General features: G+C 50.4%; 16 protein-coding genes and 3 tRNA genes. 7 read left to right on the forward strand and 12 right to left on the reverse strand.

Annotation, left to right across the window (positions count from 1 at the left end; all coding sequences use genetic code 11):
* The first annotated feature begins 240 nt into the window (after positions 1 to 240).
* From Q0482_RS07640 to Q0482_RS07665, 6 genes are all read left to right on the forward strand, one after another.
* Positions 241 to 858 (forward strand): GTP pyrophosphokinase family protein, encoded by a 618-nt coding sequence (locus tag Q0482_RS07640; RefSeq protein WP_299145199.1) that lies wholly within the window; start codon positions 241 to 243, stop codon positions 856 to 858.
* A gap of 25 nt (positions 859 to 883) precedes the next feature.
* Positions 884 to 1,558, forward strand: coding sequence for a response regulator transcription factor (locus Q0482_RS07645; RefSeq protein ID WP_299145201.1), 675 nt, complete (start codon positions 884 to 886; stop codon positions 1,556 to 1,558).
* A 1-nt stretch (position 1,559) separates the two neighbouring features.
* Positions 1,560 to 2,843 carry a HAMP domain-containing sensor histidine kinase gene (locus Q0482_RS07650; RefSeq protein WP_299145203.1) on the forward strand — a complete coding sequence of 428 codons (1,284 nt, stop codon included), beginning with the start codon at positions 1,560 to 1,562 and terminating at the stop codon, positions 2,841 to 2,843.
* 944 nt (positions 2,844 to 3,787) lie between these two features.
* The gene (gene panC / locus Q0482_RS07655; RefSeq protein ID WP_299145205.1) at positions 3,788 to 4,720 is read left to right on the forward strand and encodes a pantoate--beta-alanine ligase; all 933 of its coding nucleotides are present in this window, start codon (positions 3,788 to 3,790) and stop codon (positions 4,718 to 4,720) included.
* Positions 4,720 to 5,103 (forward strand): aspartate 1-decarboxylase, encoded by a 384-nt coding sequence (gene panD / locus Q0482_RS07660; protein ID WP_291057024.1) that lies wholly within the window; start codon positions 4,720 to 4,722, stop codon positions 5,101 to 5,103. The genes panC and panD overlap by 1 nt, the downstream gene beginning before the upstream one ends.
* Before the next feature lie 78 nt (positions 5,104 to 5,181).
* Positions 5,182 to 6,144 (forward strand): bile acid:sodium symporter family protein, encoded by a 963-nt coding sequence (locus tag Q0482_RS07665; protein WP_299145207.1) that lies wholly within the window; start codon positions 5,182 to 5,184, stop codon positions 6,142 to 6,144.
* Positions 6,145 to 6,725: 581 nt separating this feature from the next.
* Here Q0482_RS07665 and Q0482_RS07670 read toward each other — a convergent pair.
* The 5 genes from Q0482_RS07670 to Q0482_RS07690 all read right to left on the reverse strand — a co-directional run bounded on the left by Q0482_RS07670 (position 6,726) and on the right by Q0482_RS07690 (position 10,997).
* On the reverse strand, positions 6,726 to 7,610 hold the full coding sequence (locus Q0482_RS07670) for a YihY/virulence factor BrkB family protein (RefSeq protein ID WP_299145208.1): 885 nt from the start codon (positions 7,608 to 7,610) through the stop codon (positions 6,726 to 6,728).
* A gap of 144 nt (positions 7,611 to 7,754) precedes the next feature.
* Complete coding sequence (locus Q0482_RS07675) at positions 7,755 to 8,459, reverse strand: TVP38/TMEM64 family protein (RefSeq protein ID WP_299145210.1); 705 nt, start codon at positions 8,457 to 8,459, stop codon at positions 7,755 to 7,757.
* Between the two features lie 269 nt (positions 8,460 to 8,728).
* Positions 8,729 to 10,231, reverse strand: a complete 1,503-nt coding sequence (thrC, locus tag Q0482_RS07680) for a threonine synthase (RefSeq protein ID WP_299145214.1) — start codon at positions 10,229 to 10,231, stop codon at positions 8,729 to 8,731.
* Positions 10,232 to 10,524: 293 nt separating this feature from the next.
* A tRNA-Lys gene (locus Q0482_RS07685) sits at positions 10,525 to 10,600 on the reverse strand.
* A 157-nt stretch (positions 10,601 to 10,757) separates the two neighbouring features.
* Entirely contained in the window at positions 10,758 to 10,997 is a 240-nt protein-coding gene (locus Q0482_RS07690; protein ID WP_299145216.1) for a hypothetical protein, read from the reverse strand.
* Positions 10,998 to 11,793: 796 nt separating this feature from the next.
* Here Q0482_RS07690 and Q0482_RS07695 point away from each other — a divergent pair.
* The gene (locus Q0482_RS07695) at positions 11,794 to 12,495 is read left to right on the forward strand and encodes an NYN domain-containing protein (protein ID WP_299145218.1); all 702 of its coding nucleotides are present in this window, start codon (positions 11,794 to 11,796) and stop codon (positions 12,493 to 12,495) included.
* A 59-nt stretch (positions 12,496 to 12,554) separates the two neighbouring features.
* Here Q0482_RS07695 and Q0482_RS07700 read toward each other — a convergent pair whose 3' ends face one another.
* The 7 genes from Q0482_RS07700 to Q0482_RS07730 all read right to left on the reverse strand — a co-directional run bounded on the left by Q0482_RS07700 (position 12,555) and on the right by Q0482_RS07730 (position 19,050).
* On the reverse strand, positions 12,555 to 12,734 hold the full coding sequence (locus tag Q0482_RS07700) for a hypothetical protein (RefSeq protein ID WP_299145220.1): 180 nt from the start codon (positions 12,732 to 12,734) through the stop codon (positions 12,555 to 12,557).
* A gap of 49 nt (positions 12,735 to 12,783) precedes the next feature.
* Positions 12,784 to 12,859, reverse strand: a tRNA-Arg gene (locus Q0482_RS07705).
* Between the two features lie 48 nt (positions 12,860 to 12,907).
* Positions 12,908 to 14,008 carry an alanine racemase gene (gene alr / locus Q0482_RS07710; RefSeq protein WP_299145222.1) on the reverse strand — a complete coding sequence of 367 codons (1,101 nt, stop codon included), beginning with the start codon at positions 14,006 to 14,008 and terminating at the stop codon, positions 12,908 to 12,910.
* A 213-nt stretch (positions 14,009 to 14,221) separates the two neighbouring features.
* Entirely contained in the window at positions 14,222 to 15,358 is a 1,137-nt protein-coding gene (gene hemW, locus Q0482_RS07715) for a radical SAM family heme chaperone HemW (RefSeq protein WP_299145224.1), read from the reverse strand.
* Positions 15,351 to 17,147, reverse strand: coding sequence for a translation elongation factor 4 (gene lepA, locus Q0482_RS07720; RefSeq protein ID WP_299145226.1), 1,797 nt, complete (start codon positions 17,145 to 17,147; stop codon positions 15,351 to 15,353). The genes hemW and lepA overlap by 8 nt, the downstream gene beginning before the upstream one ends.
* Positions 17,148 to 18,007: 860 nt before the next feature.
* On the reverse strand, positions 18,008 to 18,910 hold the full coding sequence (locus Q0482_RS07725; RefSeq protein ID WP_299145228.1) for a DMT family transporter: 903 nt from the start codon (positions 18,908 to 18,910) through the stop codon (positions 18,008 to 18,010).
* 63 nt (positions 18,911 to 18,973) lie between these two features.
* A tRNA-Val gene (locus tag Q0482_RS07730) sits at positions 18,974 to 19,050 on the reverse strand.
* Positions 19,051 to 19,589: the final 539 nt, after the last annotated feature.

Raw genomic sequence — 19,589 nt, forward strand, 5'->3', positions numbered from 1 at the left:
CGTAAATCCCGTAACGTCCTTGCCCACCCCTTGGGCAGGGGTGGGCAAGGACGTTACGGGATTTACGTTTGTGTCATCAGTGCGGCATAACGAAGAGCGAAAGTCTTCTTTCCATAGGAGGTGTCGCCGGAGGGCGGAGGAACAGCAACGGTTTAAAATTGACCAAAAGCCGAAAATTTATAATTCCTTATTCTTTTCATGGTATAATAAGACATATTATTTTTAAGAAAGAGAACTGCCATGAACGAATCTATATACGGCGCCTGGAAGGACGCGCTGCCCCAAGTCCTTCACTCCATCGTTTCCCAAATCGAAGATTTCAGCGCTCGGCGGAAGGAAGAGACCGGGGAAGCGGCCTATGAGCACCTGATTTACCGCATTAAGTCGGAGGACAGTATGCGGGAGAAGTGCCGCCGGAAAGGCCTTCCGGAAAACGCCGCCTCCGCCCTCTATGACATCCACGATGCCATCGGCATCCGCATTGTGTGCTGCTTTCTCAATGATATTTACGAAAATATGGATTTCATCCGTTCCATTCCCGGCTGCACCGTTGTAAAGGAAAAGGACTACATCAAAAGCGCCAAGCCCAACGGCTACCGCAGCTGCCACCTGATTGTGGAGATGGAAACACCTTTTCCCGATGTGAAGGGTCGAAATCCGGGCCATTTCTTTGCGGAAATCCAGCTCCGTACCATTGCCATGGATTCCTGGGCCAGTCTGGAGCACCAGATGAAGTACAAGAAGAACATCAAGAATCCGGAAATGATTACCCGGGAACTGAAGCGCTGCGCCGATGAGCTGGCTTCCTGTGATCTGTCCATGCAGACCATACGGAACCTCATCCGCCAGGAGCACTGATTTGAATTGAGATAAAGGAGAACCTATGCGTATACTGCTTGCTGAAGATGAAAAAGATATGGCCGATGTACTGATTGCCATTATGAAACACCAGGGCTTCGATGTGGATTGGGCGGAAAACGGCGCCGTGGCAATGGACCTGGCCGCCCGCACCAGTTACGACTGCATGGTCTTCGACATCATGATGCCTGTGAAGGACGGCATTACCGCCTTGAAGGAAATCCGCGCCGCCGGTGATGTGACGCCGGTGATCATGCTCACCGCCAAGTCCGAGGTGGATGACCGCATTACAGGCCTTGACGCCGGTGCCGACGATTACCTCACCAAACCCTTTGCCATCGGCGAGCTTCTGGCCCGCATCCGTTCCCTCACCAGAAGGGGAAAGGATTTCACCCCCTCCACCCTCTCCGCCGGCTCCACCAGCCTGGACACGGAGGAGCAGGAACTTTCCGCACACAATTCCATCCGTCTTTCCGGCAAGGAGACGAAGCTCATGAAGCTTCTCATGCTGCATGAAGGAAAACCTCTTGCCACCTCCTACATTTTCCAGAAAATCTGGAGCGGAGAGGAAGGGGTGGATGAAAGCGTGGTGTGGATTTATATTTCCTACCTTCGGGAAAAACTCTCCGCCATTAATTCGGACCTTGCCATAGAGGGGGAAGAAGGAAAAGATTTCAAACTCACCCTGCGGGAGGACTAGCATGAATCTCATCAAAAGACTGCGCCGCCGGTTCATCTTTCTCGCCACCCTGGCCATCTTCATCATCGTGGCCGGGGCTCTGGGTCTCATTAATATGATGGGTTTCTACGCCATGCGGCAGCACTGCCTTGACACCATGACCTATATTTCCCAGAACGGCGGCGTCATGCCCTCCCGCTATCGGCCCAGCGATACCTCTTCCTGGGGAAAGGACTTCTTCCCCGGCGTCACCTGGCCGGAAGACACGCCGGAATTCGCCTACCAGACAAGGTATTTCTCCCTCCGCCTTGACAGCGATAACCGGATTACCGCAGTAAACGTGAAAAATATCATAGCTTTTTCCGAAGAGCAGGCCGTGGAATTTGCCAAAACCGCCCTCTCCTCCCCTCTGGACAGCGGTTTCCTGCAGAAGAACAAAGCCCGCTACGGCTTCATGAAGACAAGCCTGTCCGATGGCGGCACCCTGCTGGTCATTCTGGACTGCACCAGAGAATTTGCAGACGTGCATACCTTCCTCTCCTACTCCGTATGGTTCGGCTTTTTCTGCATCGTCCTCTACGTCATCATTTTCGCCTTTCTCTCCAACCGGGCTATTGCCCCCTTCGTAAGAAATCTGGAGAACCAGAAGCGGTTCATCACCAATGCCAGCCATGAGCTGAAAACGCCGCTGGCCATCATTTCCGTGAATGCGGAAGCCATGGAAATGATGAACGGAAAGAACCAGTGGACCGAAGGCATTATCAAACAGGTGCGCCGCATGTCCGGCCTCATCAGCCACCTCATCCTCCTCTCCAAGGCAGGAGAAGCCACCAAGGCACAGCTGCAGTTTGTCTCCTTCTCCGTAAAGAATATGTTCACCCATCTGCAGGAAGACTTCGAGCTGCTGGCCAAAGACCAGGGAAAGAAACTCACCCTGTCCTGCGAAGAAGGCCTCACCGTCAAGAGCGATGAAAAATACCTCTCCGAAATCCTCCACATCCTCCTGGACAACGCGGTGAAATACTGCGACGATGGAGGCACCATCCTTCTTTCCGCAGAAAGAGGAAAGAAAAAGGACACCCTCCGCCTTGCCGTATCCAACGACTACAAAGACGGAAAAGACGTGGACTACCGCCGCTTCTTCGAAAGGTTCTACCGGAACGACGAATCCCACAACAGCAAAAAATCGGGCTACGGCATAGGCCTCTCCATAGCCCGGGAGCTCTCCTCCCTCCTCTCCATCCCCCTCACCGTGGAGTATAAAGATGGAAGAATTGCCTTTGTATTGACGGTGAGGATGAAATAGGGAAAGGGTTCAGAAGGTTCAAAGGGTTCAGAAGGTTCAAAGGGTGGTGGTAGGCGCCCTTTGAAAATAAGGGGCGCCAGTTTGGATAAAACCTTTACAACCGCCCTGGCGGGCGAAGGGAAAACAAGCAAACCGCGCCTTCGGCGCATTGGAAATGCACCCCTATCCCCGCCTACGGCGGTACTTCCCCCGGAGGGGGAAGTACTAGCGCCGCTATAGACTGAGCAACTTAAGTTAGCACTAAGGGAAGCGTAAAGCAAATCTGCCCCTCCGGGGTGGCAAAGGAACTGGATTTGTAGGGGAGTGAAACGCCCCGAAAATCCAGTGACATGCTTTCCCGTGGAGAGACGCCGCCGCAGGCGGCAGAAGGGGTGCATTTCCAGCGCCCGCCAGGGCGGTTGTATGGTTTTCCAACGAGCGGAGCGAGTTTGGCTTGTTTTCCTACGGGCGTTAGCCCGGTTGTAAGGTTTTACCAGCACACTAGTACACTACACCGGTTTTCTCTAAACTGGCAGCGCAGCCGCCCACCTTCCCCCTTTGCACCCTTTAAGCCTTCTGAACCCGGGCTGCCGAAGGCAGCCCTTTTCCTTGACATCTCCTTTCTCAGGTAGTATTCTTTCTATTGGAAGATATGTCTGTTTTGGCCTCATAGGGGCATCTCCATTCGGGAGAGCTTGAAATGACATGGACAGGCAGGCCTTTGGAAAGATTTTCTTGTGATGGCTGCGTAGTATCCCCAGGGAGCTTCAGCGGCTGCAGAGGGGGAAAGATTTCGGCCCATATTTTCCAAAAAAAATTCATATCGCTTGGATTGTAATGACCGAGACGAATGCAGAGATTTCAAAAGCAGGGCATCCTTTTCGGGTGCCCTTTTGTGATTTCCGGGGCGCTGACTGCAGAGCAGCAGTTTTCCGGTGGGATTAAAAAGACGCATTCCTTTTGGGATGCGTTTTTTCATTGAAATCCTGTCCCGTTGTTGCAGAAAAGCAGTAGGGAAATTTTCCCGGGAAGGACGGCAGAAAATGATTCTTTGCCACAAAATCAGTGAACTGAAAAAGTTTGTACACCAGTGTAAGAAGGAAGGAAAGACCATCGGTCTTGTGACCACCATGGGTGCCCTTCATGAGGGCCATGCGTCCCTCATCAAAGCGGCCCACGCTGAAAATGATGTGACCATCACCACGGTTTTCGTCAATCCCACCCAGTTCGGTCCCAATGAAGACTATGCCAAGTATCCAAGAACTCTGGACCACGACATGAAAATTGCGGAAGATGCGGGCGCAGACCTTCTCTTTGCTCCGTCCCCGGAGGAAATGTATCCCCATAAGGATCCTACCTGGGTAGAGGTATGCGGTCCCATTACCAAAGTTCTCTGCGGCCGCACCCGCCCCATCCATTTCAGAGGAGTTGCCACGGTATGCACCAAGTTCTTCAACCTTACGGAATGCGACCGTGCCTACTACGGTCTGAAGGACGCCCAGCAGACCCAGGTGCTTCAGCGCATGGTGGAGGATCTTTTCATGAATGTAACTCTCCGCATTATGCCTATCGTCCGGGAAGCAGACGGTCTGGCCAGAAGTTCCCGGAATGTTTATCTTTCCCCGGAAGAACACAAGGCAGCCCTGGTGCTTTCCAGAAGTTTGAAGCATGCCAGGGAAGCTTTTGACAAGGGTGAAAGAAACAAGGAAAAACTGATTACCCAGGTAACAGAGGAAATCAAATCGGAGCCCATGAGTGACATTGACTATGTGGAAATGTACGGTATGCCCGGTCTTACGGAAATCGGAGAAAATATTACAGGGAAAGCCCTGCTGGCTGTGGCTGTCAAATTCGGCAAGACAAGACTGATTGATAATGTAGTACTGGAGGCAGAATAATGACATACACCATGATGCACGGCAAAATCCATAGAGCCACCGTAACGGAAGCAAATCTGGAATACATGGGAAGCATTACCATCGATGAGGATCTGATGGACGCAGCAGGCATCCTTCCTGGAGAAAGGGTGCAGATCTGCAATAACAACAATGGTGCCCGTCTGGAAACCTACACCATCCCCGGCAAGCGGGGAAGCGGCGTCATCTGCCTGAACGGTGCTGCCGCCCGCTGCACTGCCATCGGGGACGTGGTCATCATCATTGCCTATGCCCAGATGGATGAAAAAGAAGCCCGCACCTTCGTGCCGAAGGTAGTCATGGTGGATGAAAAGAACCATCCCCTGAAAACAAGGGGCGCAGAAAAAGAAAGGGAAATCGGCTGATCGTCCCTTTTTTCCATTCCTTCCGGACATTCCGTGAAGGATGCTCCCGGAAGGAATATTTCCATAAAGGAGTTTCCTATGCTTGATAAAATCATCCGTATCTGTACCCGCTACATGGCGGTGGGGGTCATACTGGCCGGCATTTTCGGTATCTTCGTGCCCTCTGTCATGAAGCCTCTTGCCCCCTATATCCCCATCATGCTGGGTATCATCATGTTCGGCATGGGCATGAGCCTTACGCCGAAGGATTTCCAGAATGTATTCAAACAGCCAAAGAACGTGGCTCTGGGCAGTCTTCTCCAGTTCATCATCATGCCGGGGCTTGCCTTTGTGCTCATTAAGCTCTTTGCCCTGCCTCCTGCCATTGCTATCGGCGTGGTGCTGGTAGGCTGCTGCCCCGGCGGCACCGCGTCCAATGTGATTTCCTACATTGCCCACGCCGACGTGGCCCTCTCCGTTTCCATGACCATGGTGAACACCATCCTGGCCCCCTTTGTCACCCCCTTCCTCATCTGGCTCATTGCCGGTGCCTGGGTGGATATCAGCTTCACTTCCATGATGCTGTCCATTGTGAAAATGGTGCTTCTCCCCCTGCTGGCAGGCGTAGGGTTCAACTACTTCTTCCCAAGGCAGGTGGCAAAGGTCACCAAAGTGATGCCCATGCTCTCCGCCCTGGTCATCATCTTCACTGTAGGCTGCGTGGTATCCCTCTCCGGCCGCACCATTCTGGATAACGGTCTCATCATCCTGGCCGTGGTCATTCTCCACAACCTGGGCGGCATGGCTCTGGGTTTCTTCTGCGCAAAGAAATTCGGTATGAACAAAGCCCAGATCCGGGCCATGGCCATCGAAGTAGGCATGCAGAACTCCGGCCTCGCCTCCACCCTGGCCCTCATGTACTTCACCGCTGCCGGCGGCATCGCCGGTGCTATCTTCTCCGTATGGCACAATGTGTCCGGCTCCCTCTTCGCCTCCTGGTGCGTAGGACGGGATGAAGAAGAAATGGAATCCAAGTCTGCTGTGCAGGTGCAGGTGAAATAATCCTGTGAAATAAAAAACAGTGTCCTCTTTAATGGGACACTGTTTTTTTATTGAAACGGTTCAGCGGGTTATCCCCCATTTTATTGTCCCACCCAGCTTCGCTGGGGGAAAGGTGGTGGCGCCAGCCACCAAAGGGGGCGGGCCCAACGGGCCCGGGTTCAAAGGGTTCTCCTCTGCTTTATTGTGCCCCCGCTTGCGGGGGAAATTTTAGCATCGCTATACATTGAGCAGCTTAAGTTAGCTCTAAGGGAAGCATAGAGCAAACCTCCCCCCTCCGGGGTGCACAGCGAACACATTTTGAAGGAGCGCCAGCGACGCGCAAAATGTAGTGAGTCGTTTCACCTTTAGGTGGAGGTGCCGTAGGCAGAAGGGATGCATTTCCATCGCCCGCAAGGGCGGTTGTATGGTTTTTCCAGCCACTAGCCACTAGCCACTAGCCACTAGCTACCAGCCACCAGCTACCAGCCACTAAATTATCCCGGCCCCGATCTTCGATTCCCAATCCCAGCCGCCATGCGGCTGCGCGCCTACCAAAACCCTTCGCGCCCAAAGGGCGCCGAACCCTTTGAACCAGCCCGCTTTCAGCGGGCCGAACCCTCAGAACCCTCATGCCCTTCCGGGCGTGTCCTTTCCACCGTTTCTCCCCAGGTCTGTATGAGTTCTCCTCCCGTAATGATGACGATGGCTGCCAGGTGGAACCAGATGAAGAGGACCACAAGGCCGATGAGGGAGCCGTAGGTAATGCCCATGGAGGACACGTGGAGAATGTAATAGCCGTAGGCGGCAGTCAGGGCAATCCAGATGGATGTCACCAGAAAAGCGGTGGTGATGACCCGTTTCCAGTCGGACCTTCTGCCGGCAGGAGCGTATTCATAGAAGGCGGCCAGGGAGAAGGCGATGATGACGAAGGGGATGCCGAATTTCACCACCGTCCACAGTTTCAGAAGGATTTCCGGTACATGGAAATAGTAGGCTATGGCATAAACCACAGCGTTGCCGAAGACGATGAGCCCCAGGGACAGAATCATGGCGAAGGAAATGAAAAGGGTGAAGATGATGGATTTCGCATTCACCCGGATGTAGGACTGTCTGTTCCTGTCGCCGTACACCGCCAGATCCGTGGAGCGAATCAGCGTATCCACCCCCTGGGAGGAGGTCCACAGGGCGCCGGCAAGACCGATGAAAAGCCATATGGAGCTTCTGGCCTGGATAATACGGAGGATATTGGCCTCCATGGCCACCGCTACATCCGCCGGAAGATAGGAAAGGAGACTCAGAATCACATGAATCTGGGGAGCGGCGAAGAAAAGCATACTGTTCACCAGGAAAATCATGAACGGAATGAGGCCCAGGATGAAATAGTAGGTGGCTTCCGCCGCCATGGCAGTCACATTGTCATCATTAAACCGCTGAATCAGCCTTTTGATAAAAAACAGGCCGCTGCTGTCCGTACTTTTCGGTTCCATGGCATACCTCCTTTCCATTTTCTTTATTATACCCTATATGGGAAAGTGCACTTCGAATACAGTTTTATCACGTAAAACGGCGTCCTTACAGTATAAGGGCGCCGCATTTATTTCACCGGACTCCATTTGGTCCTGTCTTTTTACTTATCCCTGATTTTTCCGATTTCTCTTACGGTTGTAATACCAGACGCCTCCATAAATAAGAGTGACCAGAATAATGAGGATGGTGAGGCGAAGAGCATGTTCCTCCATATTCACCACATCGTGACCAAGGACTACTTCCAGCGCCGTGGAAGGCAGTTTTCCGATGAGGCATCCCAGTGCATAGGGGCGGAAGTGCATACTGGAAAGGGCGGCAATGGCTGTCACAAGGCCATTGGGCATATAAGGGATAGCCCTGGCCGCTGCAATGGCCTGCCAGGAATCATAGGAATCAAGCTTTTTCAATGTCTTACTCTTGTTGATAATATTCATGGCCATACCTCTGAAAAGGGTACGCATGACATAGAAAGAAATAATAACTCCCACCGTCTCTGCCAGCCAGGAAATGATGACACCCCAGAACAGGCCGAATATGAGGCCGTTGGCGGTAGAAATAAAGATAGACGGCAGAAATCCAACGATATTGATAACCACATCAATGAAAAAGCTCATGAACACGGCATATATGCCGAAGCTGTGCAGATAGGCAATGGTCCCCCGTAGATCTCCATCCTTAGATAAATGATACACCGTGGGATAAAAAGTAGGGTCGAAGAGTTGAATAGACGCCAGTACCAATATCAATAATGCCAGTACGGAAAGCCGGAATTTCCGCTCTCCCTTCTCGTTCCAATTTCGATATCTCATAAAAAGCCCCTATTACATGCAAAGGATATGCAAAATGCCTGTAAAACAGCAATTTCTGTCTTTCCGGAATTTCCTCATACCGGGGAAATAAAAGACTATGATTATATGGCTATATTAACTGCTATTCTATAAATATATGATACCATTATTTTAAAGAATTTTAAATCCATGGCCCTGTAAAATTCGGATTTACCATACTTTTTAAAAGAAGCCAGAAAGCAGGCTCACAGGAGCCCGCTTTCTGGCTGTTTCTATGAAATAAAAATGGACTATTTCCTATTTCCCTGTAAGATTTCCTCTGCATAGGAACGGATGGTATCGGCCATATCTTTGCGGTCCACGGTCTCCGTAAACCGTTTCGGACGGCTTTCCAGTTCACCCAGCTGTCTGGGAAGGGGAATGCCCGTCTTATCCGCGATTTCACGAAGGGTATCATAGGGACTTTCCATTTCCGGAAGTCCCAGGGCTTTGGCTACCACGCCGGGGAATTTATAGGGATGGGCTGTACTGATGATGACGGTGTGGGAATGGCGAGGAATCTTTCCTTCCCTTCTCAAATGGTCATAGACCGCATAGGCCACGGCGGTATGGGGATCCATGAGGTAGTCGTAGGTTTCATACACTTCACTCATCACGCGGCTCATATCTTCCGGAGAAGCCCAGCCCCCCTTCATTTCCATGCCCGCTTTTGCAAAGGCTTCTTTGGATACTTCATATTTTCCTTCTTTTTTAAGCATTTCCATGCTTTCCTTCACCTTTTCTGCAGAGCCGGTGAGGTAGTAGAGGAACCGTTCAAAATTGGAGGAAATGAGAATATCCATGGAAGGTGCTTCGGTCATGTAGAAGGGACGGTTAATGTCGTAGATGCCGGTTTCAAAGAAATCAGCCAGCACCTTATTTTCATTGGATGCACAGATGAGCTGTCCGATAGGTGCCCCCACCTGTTTCGCCAGCCAGGCAGCCAGAATATTTCCGAAGTTGCCGGTGGGCACCACCACGTTGAATGTTTCATCAGGGCCGATGGAGCCGTTTTTCAAAAGCTTCAGCCAGATCCATACATAGTACACCACCTGAGGCAGGAGACGGCCGATATTGATGGAATTGGCACTGGAGAAAAGGACTCCCTTTTCCGCCTCTTCCTTCCTGAGGCTGCTGCCGAAGACCTGCTTCAGCGTGCCCTGGGCATCATCAAAATTGCCTTCAATACCCACCACCTTCACATTGCTCCCCAGCTGTTTCTGCATCTGGTCCTTCTGGAGAGGACTTACGCCATGGGATGGGTAGAATACCATAATATGGACGCCGGGCACATCGCGGAACCCTTCCAGCGCCGCTTTACCCGTATCGCCGGAGGTGGCAGTGAGGATAAGGATTTCCTTTCCATCCTTCTCTTCCTTTTTGGCATACACAAGGAGGTACGGGAAAAGGGAAAGGGCCAGATCCTTGAAGGCGCAGGTTCTGCCATGGAACATTTCCGCCATGGAAAAAGCCTGGGAAAGAGGCTTCACCGGTACGATTTCTTCCGTCTCAAAGGTACCGGTATAGGCACTGTGGGTCAGCTTCCTGAGTTTCTCTTCCGGAATATCTGTAAGGAAATGGGACAGCACAAAGGCCGCCAGCTCCTCATAACTCATATCTTTCAGTTCATCGGCATGGAGAAAGGGAGCAGGCAGTGCTTCCGGCACATACAGGCCGCCGTCATCGGCCAGGCCCTTCACCAGCGCCTCTAATGCCGTCACTGTTTCATTACTTCTGGTACTTCTGTATTTCATAGGACACCTCCGAAGAATTTTTCCCGTTTTGCCTTATTTTATCATAAATGGCAGGGGGATTCTATGGCCCAAAGGGAGAGGCCTGTGCCTGCGGTATGCGGGTTCTAAAGTTTGATGCGCCTGCCGGCGCAAAGGTTCTTAGATTTGGCAGACGCTTCACATCTGAGGGTTGTGGATTGCCCTTCGGGCAATGAATTTAATATGCCGCCTTTGGCGGCTGACTCCATCGGACTCGCTGATAAACCTGCATTATACAATAAAAAATCCCACGAAAGTTCGTGGGATGTAAATTCTGGTGGACCATCAGGGGTTCGAACCCCGGACACCCTGATTAAGAGTCAGGTGCTCTGCCAGCTGAGCTAATGGTCCGTTCAACGAAAATGATTATATCATTTTCGAGGCATTCTGTCAAATCTTTTTTTATTTGATTTCAAAAGATTTTTCAGTGCCGCCGCCTCCATCAAGCGACATGGATAATATACCATACGGCGCTTCTTTTTTCAAATTAGATTTCAATGAGAAAGCATCAATAATGAATGCCGTATTTCTTTTTCAGCTCGTCAATGTCATTCCTCATATCCCGGTCGCATTCCTCCAGGGCTTCCTTCAGGTTCGGCAGCTTCTGGCGGGCCATGAATGCTTTCTTGGCACTGGCCATCTTGTAAATGTGGGCCAGCTCCTTCTTATAGGATGCCATGAATTCTGCAAGCTCTTCCTCCGTCAGTTCCCTATCTTCCAGGGAATCTGTCTTTTCGTCCTTGTCCATAGGTCCTCCTTTAAAAGCAAACTCTATGAATGAATCATTACTTTCCTAAATTATACCTATCGGGTTTATGTCTTTCCATCCGCATTTCTACTTTATCATACGCCGCCCCGGCCATCAAGCCAAAGCACTCAAATGGTAAGTGTCAAGTTTATCAAACTTAATAAATTTTGAAATGTCCTCTGTGGGCATACCCTTTTAACTTTCCAACATTTATCATTTTCCCACCATCCTTCCCATATGGAATATCCGTATTTTTCTCATTTGTGCAGTTTTTTATTGTGTTTGTGCGGATTTACAAATATAATGTATACAAAAAGTGAAACTGCCACAGCCATAGATAAATATGACCGAATGAAAAGGAGGAAAGCAGATCTTAGCGCTGATGAACTTCCATGGAAGCACTCCAATTTGAAAAGGAACTGATATCTCTTCATATATTCCCCAAAATTCCAAAAGCTGTTCAAGCTTCCCGGAGTAGCATATTTCAAACTATCTGGCCTTACCGGGCAGTTCGCAAATCAGCCTGCCCGGAATAATGACAGTATGATAGATAATGATTTGCAGGCGTCTATAAAATGGATGATATATTTATTTTCCAACAAAAATAGGCCAATCACGCAGTTCATGTGGACACTTATTATGCAATATATATGAATTGACAAACCTGCCAATATGCGATATCATGAACGTGTAATCAGTTACATACCTTGATATCTATCCCTTGGCAGTAAGCTTCTCAATTTGTCCTGAGAAAGCCGACCCCAAGGGATTTTTATTATGAAAAGAGGTCTTATCAATGGAAAATGTGGCAGTACTTGTAGATGGAGCTTTCTTTATAAAGAGAGCCTTGCATATTTTCGGTCCTTTAGAACCGGATGCACTGGCGGACCAGCTTCATTATTTCGCCATGCAGCATGTAAAAGCTCACCGGTCCAAGGATCCAGCTAACGCTTATCCCAGAGAAGACAACCGATTATACCGTATTTTCTTTTATGACTGCCCTCCCCTGCAAAATAAAATCTACCATCCTTTTTTGAAAATGCAAATTGATATGTCAAAATCTGAACGCAGCATTTGGCGCCTCTCATTGCATGAAGCATTAAAAAGGAAGAGGAAAGTTGCTCTTCGTTTAGGACGAATTGATGATATAAATGTAACATGGAATATTAGCTACAGGCAGATAAAGAAATTATGTGCCGGCACGATTTCATGGGATTCATTAACAGAAGATGATTTCTTCATGGATGTAAAGCAAAAAGGTGTAGATATGCGAATCGGTATTGATATAACTTCACTTGCTCTGAAGAAACAGGTCAGCCAAATTGTTCTGATTTCAGGAGATAGCGATTTCGTACCGGCAGCTAAATTTGCCAGACGTGAAGGTATTGATTTTATTCAGGATCCAATGTGGGCTCCTATCAAAGCTGACTTATATGAGCACATTGATGGGCTGCGCAGTACATTTCCTAAGCCTAAGTATATGCAGACATTCGATTAAAGGTAAAAATGAAGGACAAGCATAAAGGAATGGAAATCCGAAAAGTACAGTTCATCTTCTTAAACAACAGCCGCGTCCCCAGCCATCCTGAGGCTGCTTGAAAGATATGTATGACTGGAAAATCTCTTAAACGGCTTCCATAATTCATAGATAAAGAACATGAAAAAAGAGATATCCTTTTCATGGAATATCTCTTTTTCAGCTTTTAAAATTCCCCCACAAATTGCCCCCATTTTCATGGGCTTTTATGGGTGCTTTTTATTTTATCCGATAGTATCGGCTTATTTCTGGTGCGTCTAGAGGGATTCGAACTCTCGACACCTGGTTCCGGAGACCAGTGCTCTATCCACTGAGCTATAGACGCCTAACAAGGAGTATTATAGCATAAAGAGCGGATAAAGGAAAGTCTTTTTTATTTTTCCACGAAAACCCGGGGAATTCTCTTCAGGTCGCAGGTGATTTCGTGGGGAATGGTGCCGGCGGTCTTTGCCACTTCGTCCAGGGTGATTTCTCCTTCTCCCTGTCTGCCCATGAGGATGACTTCATCCCCCGGTTTTACGGAGTCATCTACTGCCGCCATGAACTGGTCCATGCAGATCCGGCCGATAATGGGGCAGCGTTTTCCGCCGATGAGGACTTCTCCCTTATTGGAGAGGCAGCGTGGATAACCGTCGGCATAGCCGATGGGGACGGTAGCGGTCTTCATGTCTTTTTCTGCCACATAGGTGCCGCCATAGCCGATGGCTTCGCCTTTGTGAAGGGTCTGTACATGGGTGACATGGCTGACGATGCGCATGACGTACTGGAGGTCCAGCTTGTTTTCCATTTCATCGGAAGGCTGGGGTCCGTAGATAATGATGCCCGGGCGGGCCAGGTTGTGCCAGCTTTTGGGGATGTCGATGACGCCGGCGCTGTTGGCGGAGGAAATGACGAAATCGTCGGTGACGGGCATCTGGGCAATGGCTTCATCGAAGCGGTCCAGCTGTTTCAGAGCAGCGGATTTGTCTTTGCAGTCAGCGGTGGCCATATGGGTCCAGGTGCCATGGAGATGAAGATGGGGATAGAGAGCCAGTTTCTTCAGGAAGGACTTCACATCCTCCGGATGGGTGCCGATACGGTTCATGCCTGTATCAATAGGCATCATCACTTCCACTGTCTTGCCGGCGCCTTTGGCAATATCTTCAAAAGCGTCCAAATCCACCGTGTCGTCCACCGGCAGGGTAAGGTCGTATTTCACGCCCATGAGCATGTCTTCCGGAAGAGGAAGGCCCAGCACATAAATGGGGCAGGTAAATCCGGCTTCGCGGAGTTCGGCTCCTTCTTCCACCCGGGCTACGGCAGCGGCGGTATATCCTTCTTCCATCGCAATGCGGAGCGTTTCTACGGTGCCATGGCCATAGGCATTGGCCTTTACAACGGCCAGTACATTCACCTCTTTGGGCAGATGATGACGGATGACTCTCAGATTGTGACGAAGTGCATTCAGATTGATTTCCATGTAAGAAACAGGCATAACAAAATCTCCCTCCAATAAAAAAGTCATCGCAGCTGAAATTCACGGGTTTCCCCGTCAGAAAGCCGCGATGCTTCGTATTCCTTATGAAATTTTATTCCAAAGGGTTATCCCTATGATAATCCAATAAAGGAAAAAAGAAAAGGGGAAATACGAAAAAATATAAATGAATGCCGTCCCTATCCGGAGCCGGCATTCATCATTTTCCATTTTTTATTCATCTCTCAGGAACTGCTCAAACACGTAGTTTCCCAGGGCTGAACCATGATAGGTGAGGAAGAGATGGCCCTTCTCTTCTTTCAGAAGTTTCTGCTTTTTCAGCATGTCCACCTGTTTTTTATACCAGTAGGCCAGAGGATGTCCATATCGCTTTTCGAAATCCTCCAGCGGAATACCTTCCTTCATGCGAAGGTGAAGAAAGCAGTATTCCTCCATTTCATCCTTTTCTGATAAGTTTTCTACCTCTGCCGGCGGCTTTCCGCCGGTGAGAAGTTCTTTTTCATAGAGCCTGACGCCGGGGCTTATGGTGAATCTTGTCCTTCCAATGCGGGAGGAAGCGGCCGGCCCCAGGCCCAGGTAGTCGGAAATCTCCCAGTACTTCCTGTTGTGCCGGGAACGGTATCCCTTTCTGGCAAAGCTGGATATTTCATACCGTTCAAAGCCGTAATGGGGAAGGATACGGCACATGTCCTGATACATGGCCCAGCTCACCTCTTCCGTAGGCCGCTGAAGGAGCCCTTTTTCCGCCAGCTGGGCAAAGCGGGTACCCTCTTCCAGAATGAGGCTGTATACGGACACATGGGTAATGGGCAGGTGCACCGCCCAGAGCAGGGATTTCCTAAAATCTTCCACCCTCTGTCCCGGCAGCTCGTACATCAGGTCAATGCTTATATTATGAAAGCCAAGGGCATAGGCCCTTTTGACAGCCTTTTCCGCTTCCGAGGCCGTATGAAGCCGTCCGATTTTCCGAAGAAGCCGGTCGTCATGGCTCTGTACGCCCACGGAAATCCGGTTGATGCCAAGGGCCCTGGCGTTTCTAAGATAGGAGTCCGTCATGTCGCAGGGATTCATTTCCATGGTAATTTCAGCATTTGGGGAAATATGGAAATATTTCCGAATATTTTCCATGACCTCTGCAAGCTGCTTTTCCGTGAGGGAGGAAGGGGTACCGCCGCCCAGGTAGATGGTATCGCAGAGGCGGTCTCTGAAATCAGGACTCCTCATTTCCATTTCCTTTGCCAGGGCCCTGATAAAGCGGTCATCCGGCTTTGTCCCAACGGAATAGAAGCCGCAGTATGCACAGCGGCTTCTACAGAAGGGTATATGAATATAGAGCCCCAGGTCAGTCATCTTTCAGAACCGCCATGAATGCTTCCTGCGGGATTTCCACGCTGCCTACCTGTTTCATCCGTTTCTTCCCTTCCTTCTGCTTTTCCAGCAGTTTCTTCTTACGGGTTACGTCGCCGCCGTAGCACTTGGCAAGAACGTCTTTTTTATAGGCTTTGATGGTTTCCCTGGCAATAATTTTGCTGCCGATAGCCGCCTGAATGGGCACTTCGAACTGCTGGCGGGGAATGATGTCCTTCAGCTTCAGCGCCAGCGCCCGGCCCCTTGCAGGAGCATTGCTCCTGTGGACGATAATGGACAGGGCATCCACCAGATCCCCGTTCAAGAGGATATCCAGCTTCACTGCATCGGTTTTCTGGTAGCCGTCCAGCTGGTAGTCCAGGGACGCATATCCTTTGGTGCAGGATTTCAATTTATCAAAGAAATCGAAAATGATTTCCGACAGAGGAATCTTGTAGGACAGGTCCACCCTGGTTTCATCCAGGTATTCCATGGTCTGGAATACGCCCCGGCGGTTCTGCACCAGTTCCATCACGTTCCCCACCATGTCCGAAGGCACCAGGATGTCCACCTTGGCCACCGGTTCTTCGATATGTTCGATTTTTGTCATAGGCGGCAGTTCTGCCGGGTTGTCCACCGGCACCATGGTGCCATCAGTTTTGAATACATGGTAAATAACCGATGGCGCCGTGGTGATGAGCTTCAGATGGTATTCCCTCTCCAGCCTTTCCTGCACCACGTCCATATGAAGGAGGCCAAGGAAGCCGCAGCGGAAACCGAATCCCAGGGCCTGGGAGGTTTCCGGTACGAATTCCAGGGCTGCGTCATTTAGCTTGAGCTTTTCCAGCGCTTCCTTCAGATTGTCATAATCCTTGCTTTCGATGGGATACAGGCCGCAGAATACCATGGGGAGCGCCTTCCTGTACCCCGGCAGGGCTTCGGCGGCGCCGTTTTCTGCGGTGGTAATGGTATCCCCCACTTCGCAGTCCTGCACATTCTTAATGCTGGCTGCCACATATCCCACAGAGCCGCAGGTAAGAACATCGCAGGCCTTGGGGAAGGGGGAGAAATAGCCCACCTCCGTCACCGTATACACCTTGCCGGAAGCCATCATGCGGATATTCATGCCCGGCTTGATTTCACCGTCCATGACCCGTACATAGGCAATGGCCCCTTTGTAAGAATCAAAAATGGAATCAAAAATCAGGCAGCGCAGCGGCTTTTTGCTGTTATCCGGAGGCGGCGGCACCTGCTCCACGATCCGTTTCAGCACTTCCTCCACATTTTCTCCGGTTTTTGCGGAAACAGGAATGGCATCGGACATGTCGAGGCCGATAATATTTTCCACTTCCTTCTTCACCCGGTCAATATCCGCGCTGGGCAGGTCGATTTTATTGATAACCGGAATGATTTCCAGATTGTGGTCCAGGGCCAGGTATACATTAGCCAGGGTCTGGGCCTGCACCCCCTGGGTGGCGTCAATAATAAGAATAGCCCCTTCGCAGGCAGACAGACTGCGGGACACTTCGTAATTGAAATCCACATGGCCTGGGGTGTCGATGAGGTTCAGTTCATAGGTATCTCCGTCCTCGTACTTGTACATAAGGCGCACGGACTGCTCCTTAATGGTAATGCCCCTTTCCCTTTCCAGATCCATGGTATCCAGGATCTGGGCCTCCATGTCCCTCTTCTGCACCGTACCGGTAAGCTCGATGAGCCGGTCCGCCAGGGTAGACTTGCCATGGTCGATATGGGCAATAATTGAAAAATTCCTGATGTGTTCTGTATCCATAATGACTCCTGTATAACGATAATCTATATTCAGTCTCTATTTTACTATAAATATCTCATCTATGAAATAGGTTCCTGCCGTGATGAACTGCTTTCGTATCATGCCCTGTAGGAAACTTTTCGAAAACAGTTTCCTGACGCGATGAACTGTATTTGCATCATGCCCTGTAGGAAACTTTTAGCGAATAGTTTCCTGCCGCGATGAACCACATTTGCGTCATGCCGAGTAGGAAACCATTCGCAAATAGTTTCCTGCCTCTATGAACCGCTCCTGTGTCATGCCGGACAGGAAACTTTTCGCCAACAGTTTCCTGTCTCTATGAACCGCATTTGCGTCATGCCGGATAGGAAACTTTTCGCAAATAGTTTCCTGCCGTTACGGACAGCTTTCGTGTCATGCCGTATAGAAAACTTTTTGCGAATAGTTTCCTGCCGCTATGGACAGCTTTCGTGTCATGCCATGTAAGAAACTTTTCGCGAATAGTTTCCTGTCGCTACGGACAGCTTTCGTGTCATGCCGTATAGGAAACCTTTTGCGAATAGTTTCCTGCCGCTATGGACAGCTTTCGTATCATGCCGTGTAGGAAACTTTTCGCGAATAGTTTCCTGCCGCTATGGACAGCTTTCGTCTCATGCCGTGTAAGAAACCTTTTGCAAATAGTTTCCTGCCGCTATGAAGCACTTCTATCCCATGCTGTATAGGAAACCCTTTACAAATAGTTTCCTGCCGCGGTGAAACGCAAAGGTTCCACGCAGTCCTGTCATTTCGAGCGCAGCGAAGCGGAGTCGAGAAATCTCCTTTCTCATACAGTTTCCTGCCGCGTCGAAACATCTCTGCCTCCTGCCGCATCAAGAAACTTTTCACTTTCCCCTCCTTTTTCTTCCCAAAAATCCCGGTGCCGCTATGGCCAGGATGACGAAGAGGATGCCCAGGGCCTGCTGGAAATCGAAGCGCACGTCAAAAAGGAAGAGGGAGGCAACTACCGACACCGCCGGCTCCACGGTGGCGGTGACGGAAGCCTGGGATTCACTGAGATAATGGAGTCCGGCATTGTAGCAGGTAAAGGCCACCACCGTGCCGCAGATAACAATCCAGAAGGAGTCGAAGAGTACATCCCTTTCAAAGAATCCTGTAAAATCAGTGACGGGATCAATGAACCAGGCCGACAGGGCGCCGGTGAACATGCCGATGGCCAGAATGAAGGAATTGTCCAGCGTCCCCATGAGATGCTTGGGATAAACGGCACAGACGGCAAAGAAAACAGCCGATGCCAGGCCCAGGTACACGCAGTCCGCAGGCACGGAAATCCGATGGAAATCGCCGCCGGTAACCAGGAGAAACACACCGGCTATGGCCAGGATGACTGCCGGAAGCTCTCCCCCTGCAGGCCATTTCCGTCCTTTCAGGGAGACCCATAAAATCACGATGGCAGGACAGGTATACTGGATGACTGTAGCTGCCGCCGCATTGCCCGCAGCAATGGAAGCAAAGTAGGTATAATGCATGAGCATAAGCCCCACAATGCCATAAAACACAAGACTGGGAAGAAGGAGCGGTTTCTTTCTGATTTCCCTGATTCCCGGTTTCCATTTCCCCTTGATAAGAGACACGGAGAACATGATGAAGCCGGCGGAAAACATACGAAATACCGTAAGGTCCATGGAGTCCAGTGTGCTTTTCCGGAAGAAATCCTGGGCCGCCAGGCCGGTTCCTGCCCACATGGTGCCGGCAATAAGAACCATAATCACCGCAAAAAGTTTCAACCTTCTCCCCTCTTTCCATCCCCGGATACACAAAAACCCGCCACGGAGGCGGGTTATACATTCTGGTGGGACTATTTGGATTCGAACCAAAGACCTCTTCGATGTCAACGAAGCGCTCTGACCAACTGAGCTATAACCCCGGATACTGAGGTCATTATATCATGGGATGAGAGAAAAAAGCAAATGGGATAAAGGGGGCCGCTCTGCGGCCCCGGGTTCAGAGGGTTCAAAGGATTCAGAGGGGAAGGTTGACAGGGCTTCGCCCCGTGGGTTATGGCCGCCTGTCGGCGGCGGGTTATGTAGAAGGGTTGTGTCAGCTTTCGCCCAGAGGAAGGTATCGCCCATGGAGCCGCTCTGCGGCTCGGGTTCAAAGGGTTCAAAGGGGGTGGTATCGCCCTGCGGGCGATGAGTTTTATAATTTCGCTTTGCGAAATGGAAAACCAGACAACCGCCCTACGGGCGTATAAAACAGGCAGACCGGGCTGCGCCCGTGGGAAATGCACCCCTATTCCCGCCTGCGGCGGTACTTCCACCTAAAGGTGAAACGACTCACTACATTTTGCGCGTCGCTGGCGCTCCTTCAAAATGTGTTCGCTGTGCACCCCGGAGGGGGAAGTCTTCTCTCCGCTAAGCTTTAATCTCATACACAGTGAAAAGCATTTAGATGAATTGGCTGCCT

The sequence above is a fragment of the uncultured Dialister sp. genome (assembly GCF_937959425.1).
Classification (GTDB): Bacteria; Bacillota; Negativicutes; order Veillonellales; family Dialisteraceae; genus Dialister.

Excerpts from the sequence above, each read along its gene's own strand:
- thrC (WP_299145214.1), bottom strand. The coding sequence starts at position 10,231 with ATGAAATACAGAAGTACCAGAAGTAATGAAACAGTGACGGCATTAGAG.
- hemW (WP_299145224.1), bottom strand. The coding sequence starts at position 15,358 with ATGACTGACCTGGGGCTCTATATTCATATACCCTTCTGTAGAAGCCGC.
- alr (WP_299145222.1), bottom strand. The coding sequence starts at position 14,008 with ATGCCTGTTTCTTACATGGAAATCAATCTGAATGCACTTCGTCACAAT.
- Q0482_RS07690 (WP_299145216.1), bottom strand. The coding sequence starts at position 10,997 with ATGGACAAGGACGAAAAGACAGATTCCCTGGAAGATAGGGAACTGACG.
- Q0482_RS07670 (WP_299145208.1), bottom strand. The coding sequence starts at position 7,610 with ATGGAACCGAAAAGTACGGACAGCAGCGGCCTGTTTTTTATCAAAAGG.
- lepA (WP_299145226.1), bottom strand. The coding sequence starts at position 17,147 with ATGGATACAGAACACATCAGGAATTTTTCAATTATTGCCCATATCGAC.
- Q0482_RS07645 (WP_299145201.1), top strand. The coding sequence starts at position 884 with ATGCGTATACTGCTTGCTGAAGATGAAAAAGATATGGCCGATGTACTG.
- panD (WP_291057024.1), top strand. The coding sequence starts at position 4,720 with ATGACATACACCATGATGCACGGCAAAATCCATAGAGCCACCGTAACG.
- Q0482_RS07640 (WP_299145199.1), top strand. The coding sequence starts at position 241 with ATGAACGAATCTATATACGGCGCCTGGAAGGACGCGCTGCCCCAAGTC.
- panC (WP_299145205.1), top strand. The coding sequence starts at position 3,788 with ATGCGTTTTTTCATTGAAATCCTGTCCCGTTGTTGCAGAAAAGCAGTA.
- Q0482_RS07700 (WP_299145220.1), bottom strand. The coding sequence starts at position 12,734 with ATGAAAATGGGGGCAATTTGTGGGGGAATTTTAAAAGCTGAAAAAGAG.
- Q0482_RS07650 (WP_299145203.1), top strand. The coding sequence starts at position 1,560 with ATGAATCTCATCAAAAGACTGCGCCGCCGGTTCATCTTTCTCGCCACC.
- Q0482_RS07665 (WP_299145207.1), top strand. The coding sequence starts at position 5,182 with ATGCTTGATAAAATCATCCGTATCTGTACCCGCTACATGGCGGTGGGG.
- Q0482_RS07695 (WP_299145218.1), top strand. The coding sequence starts at position 11,794 with ATGGAAAATGTGGCAGTACTTGTAGATGGAGCTTTCTTTATAAAGAGA.
- Q0482_RS07675 (WP_299145210.1), bottom strand. The coding sequence starts at position 8,459 with ATGAGATATCGAAATTGGAACGAGAAGGGAGAGCGGAAATTCCGGCTT.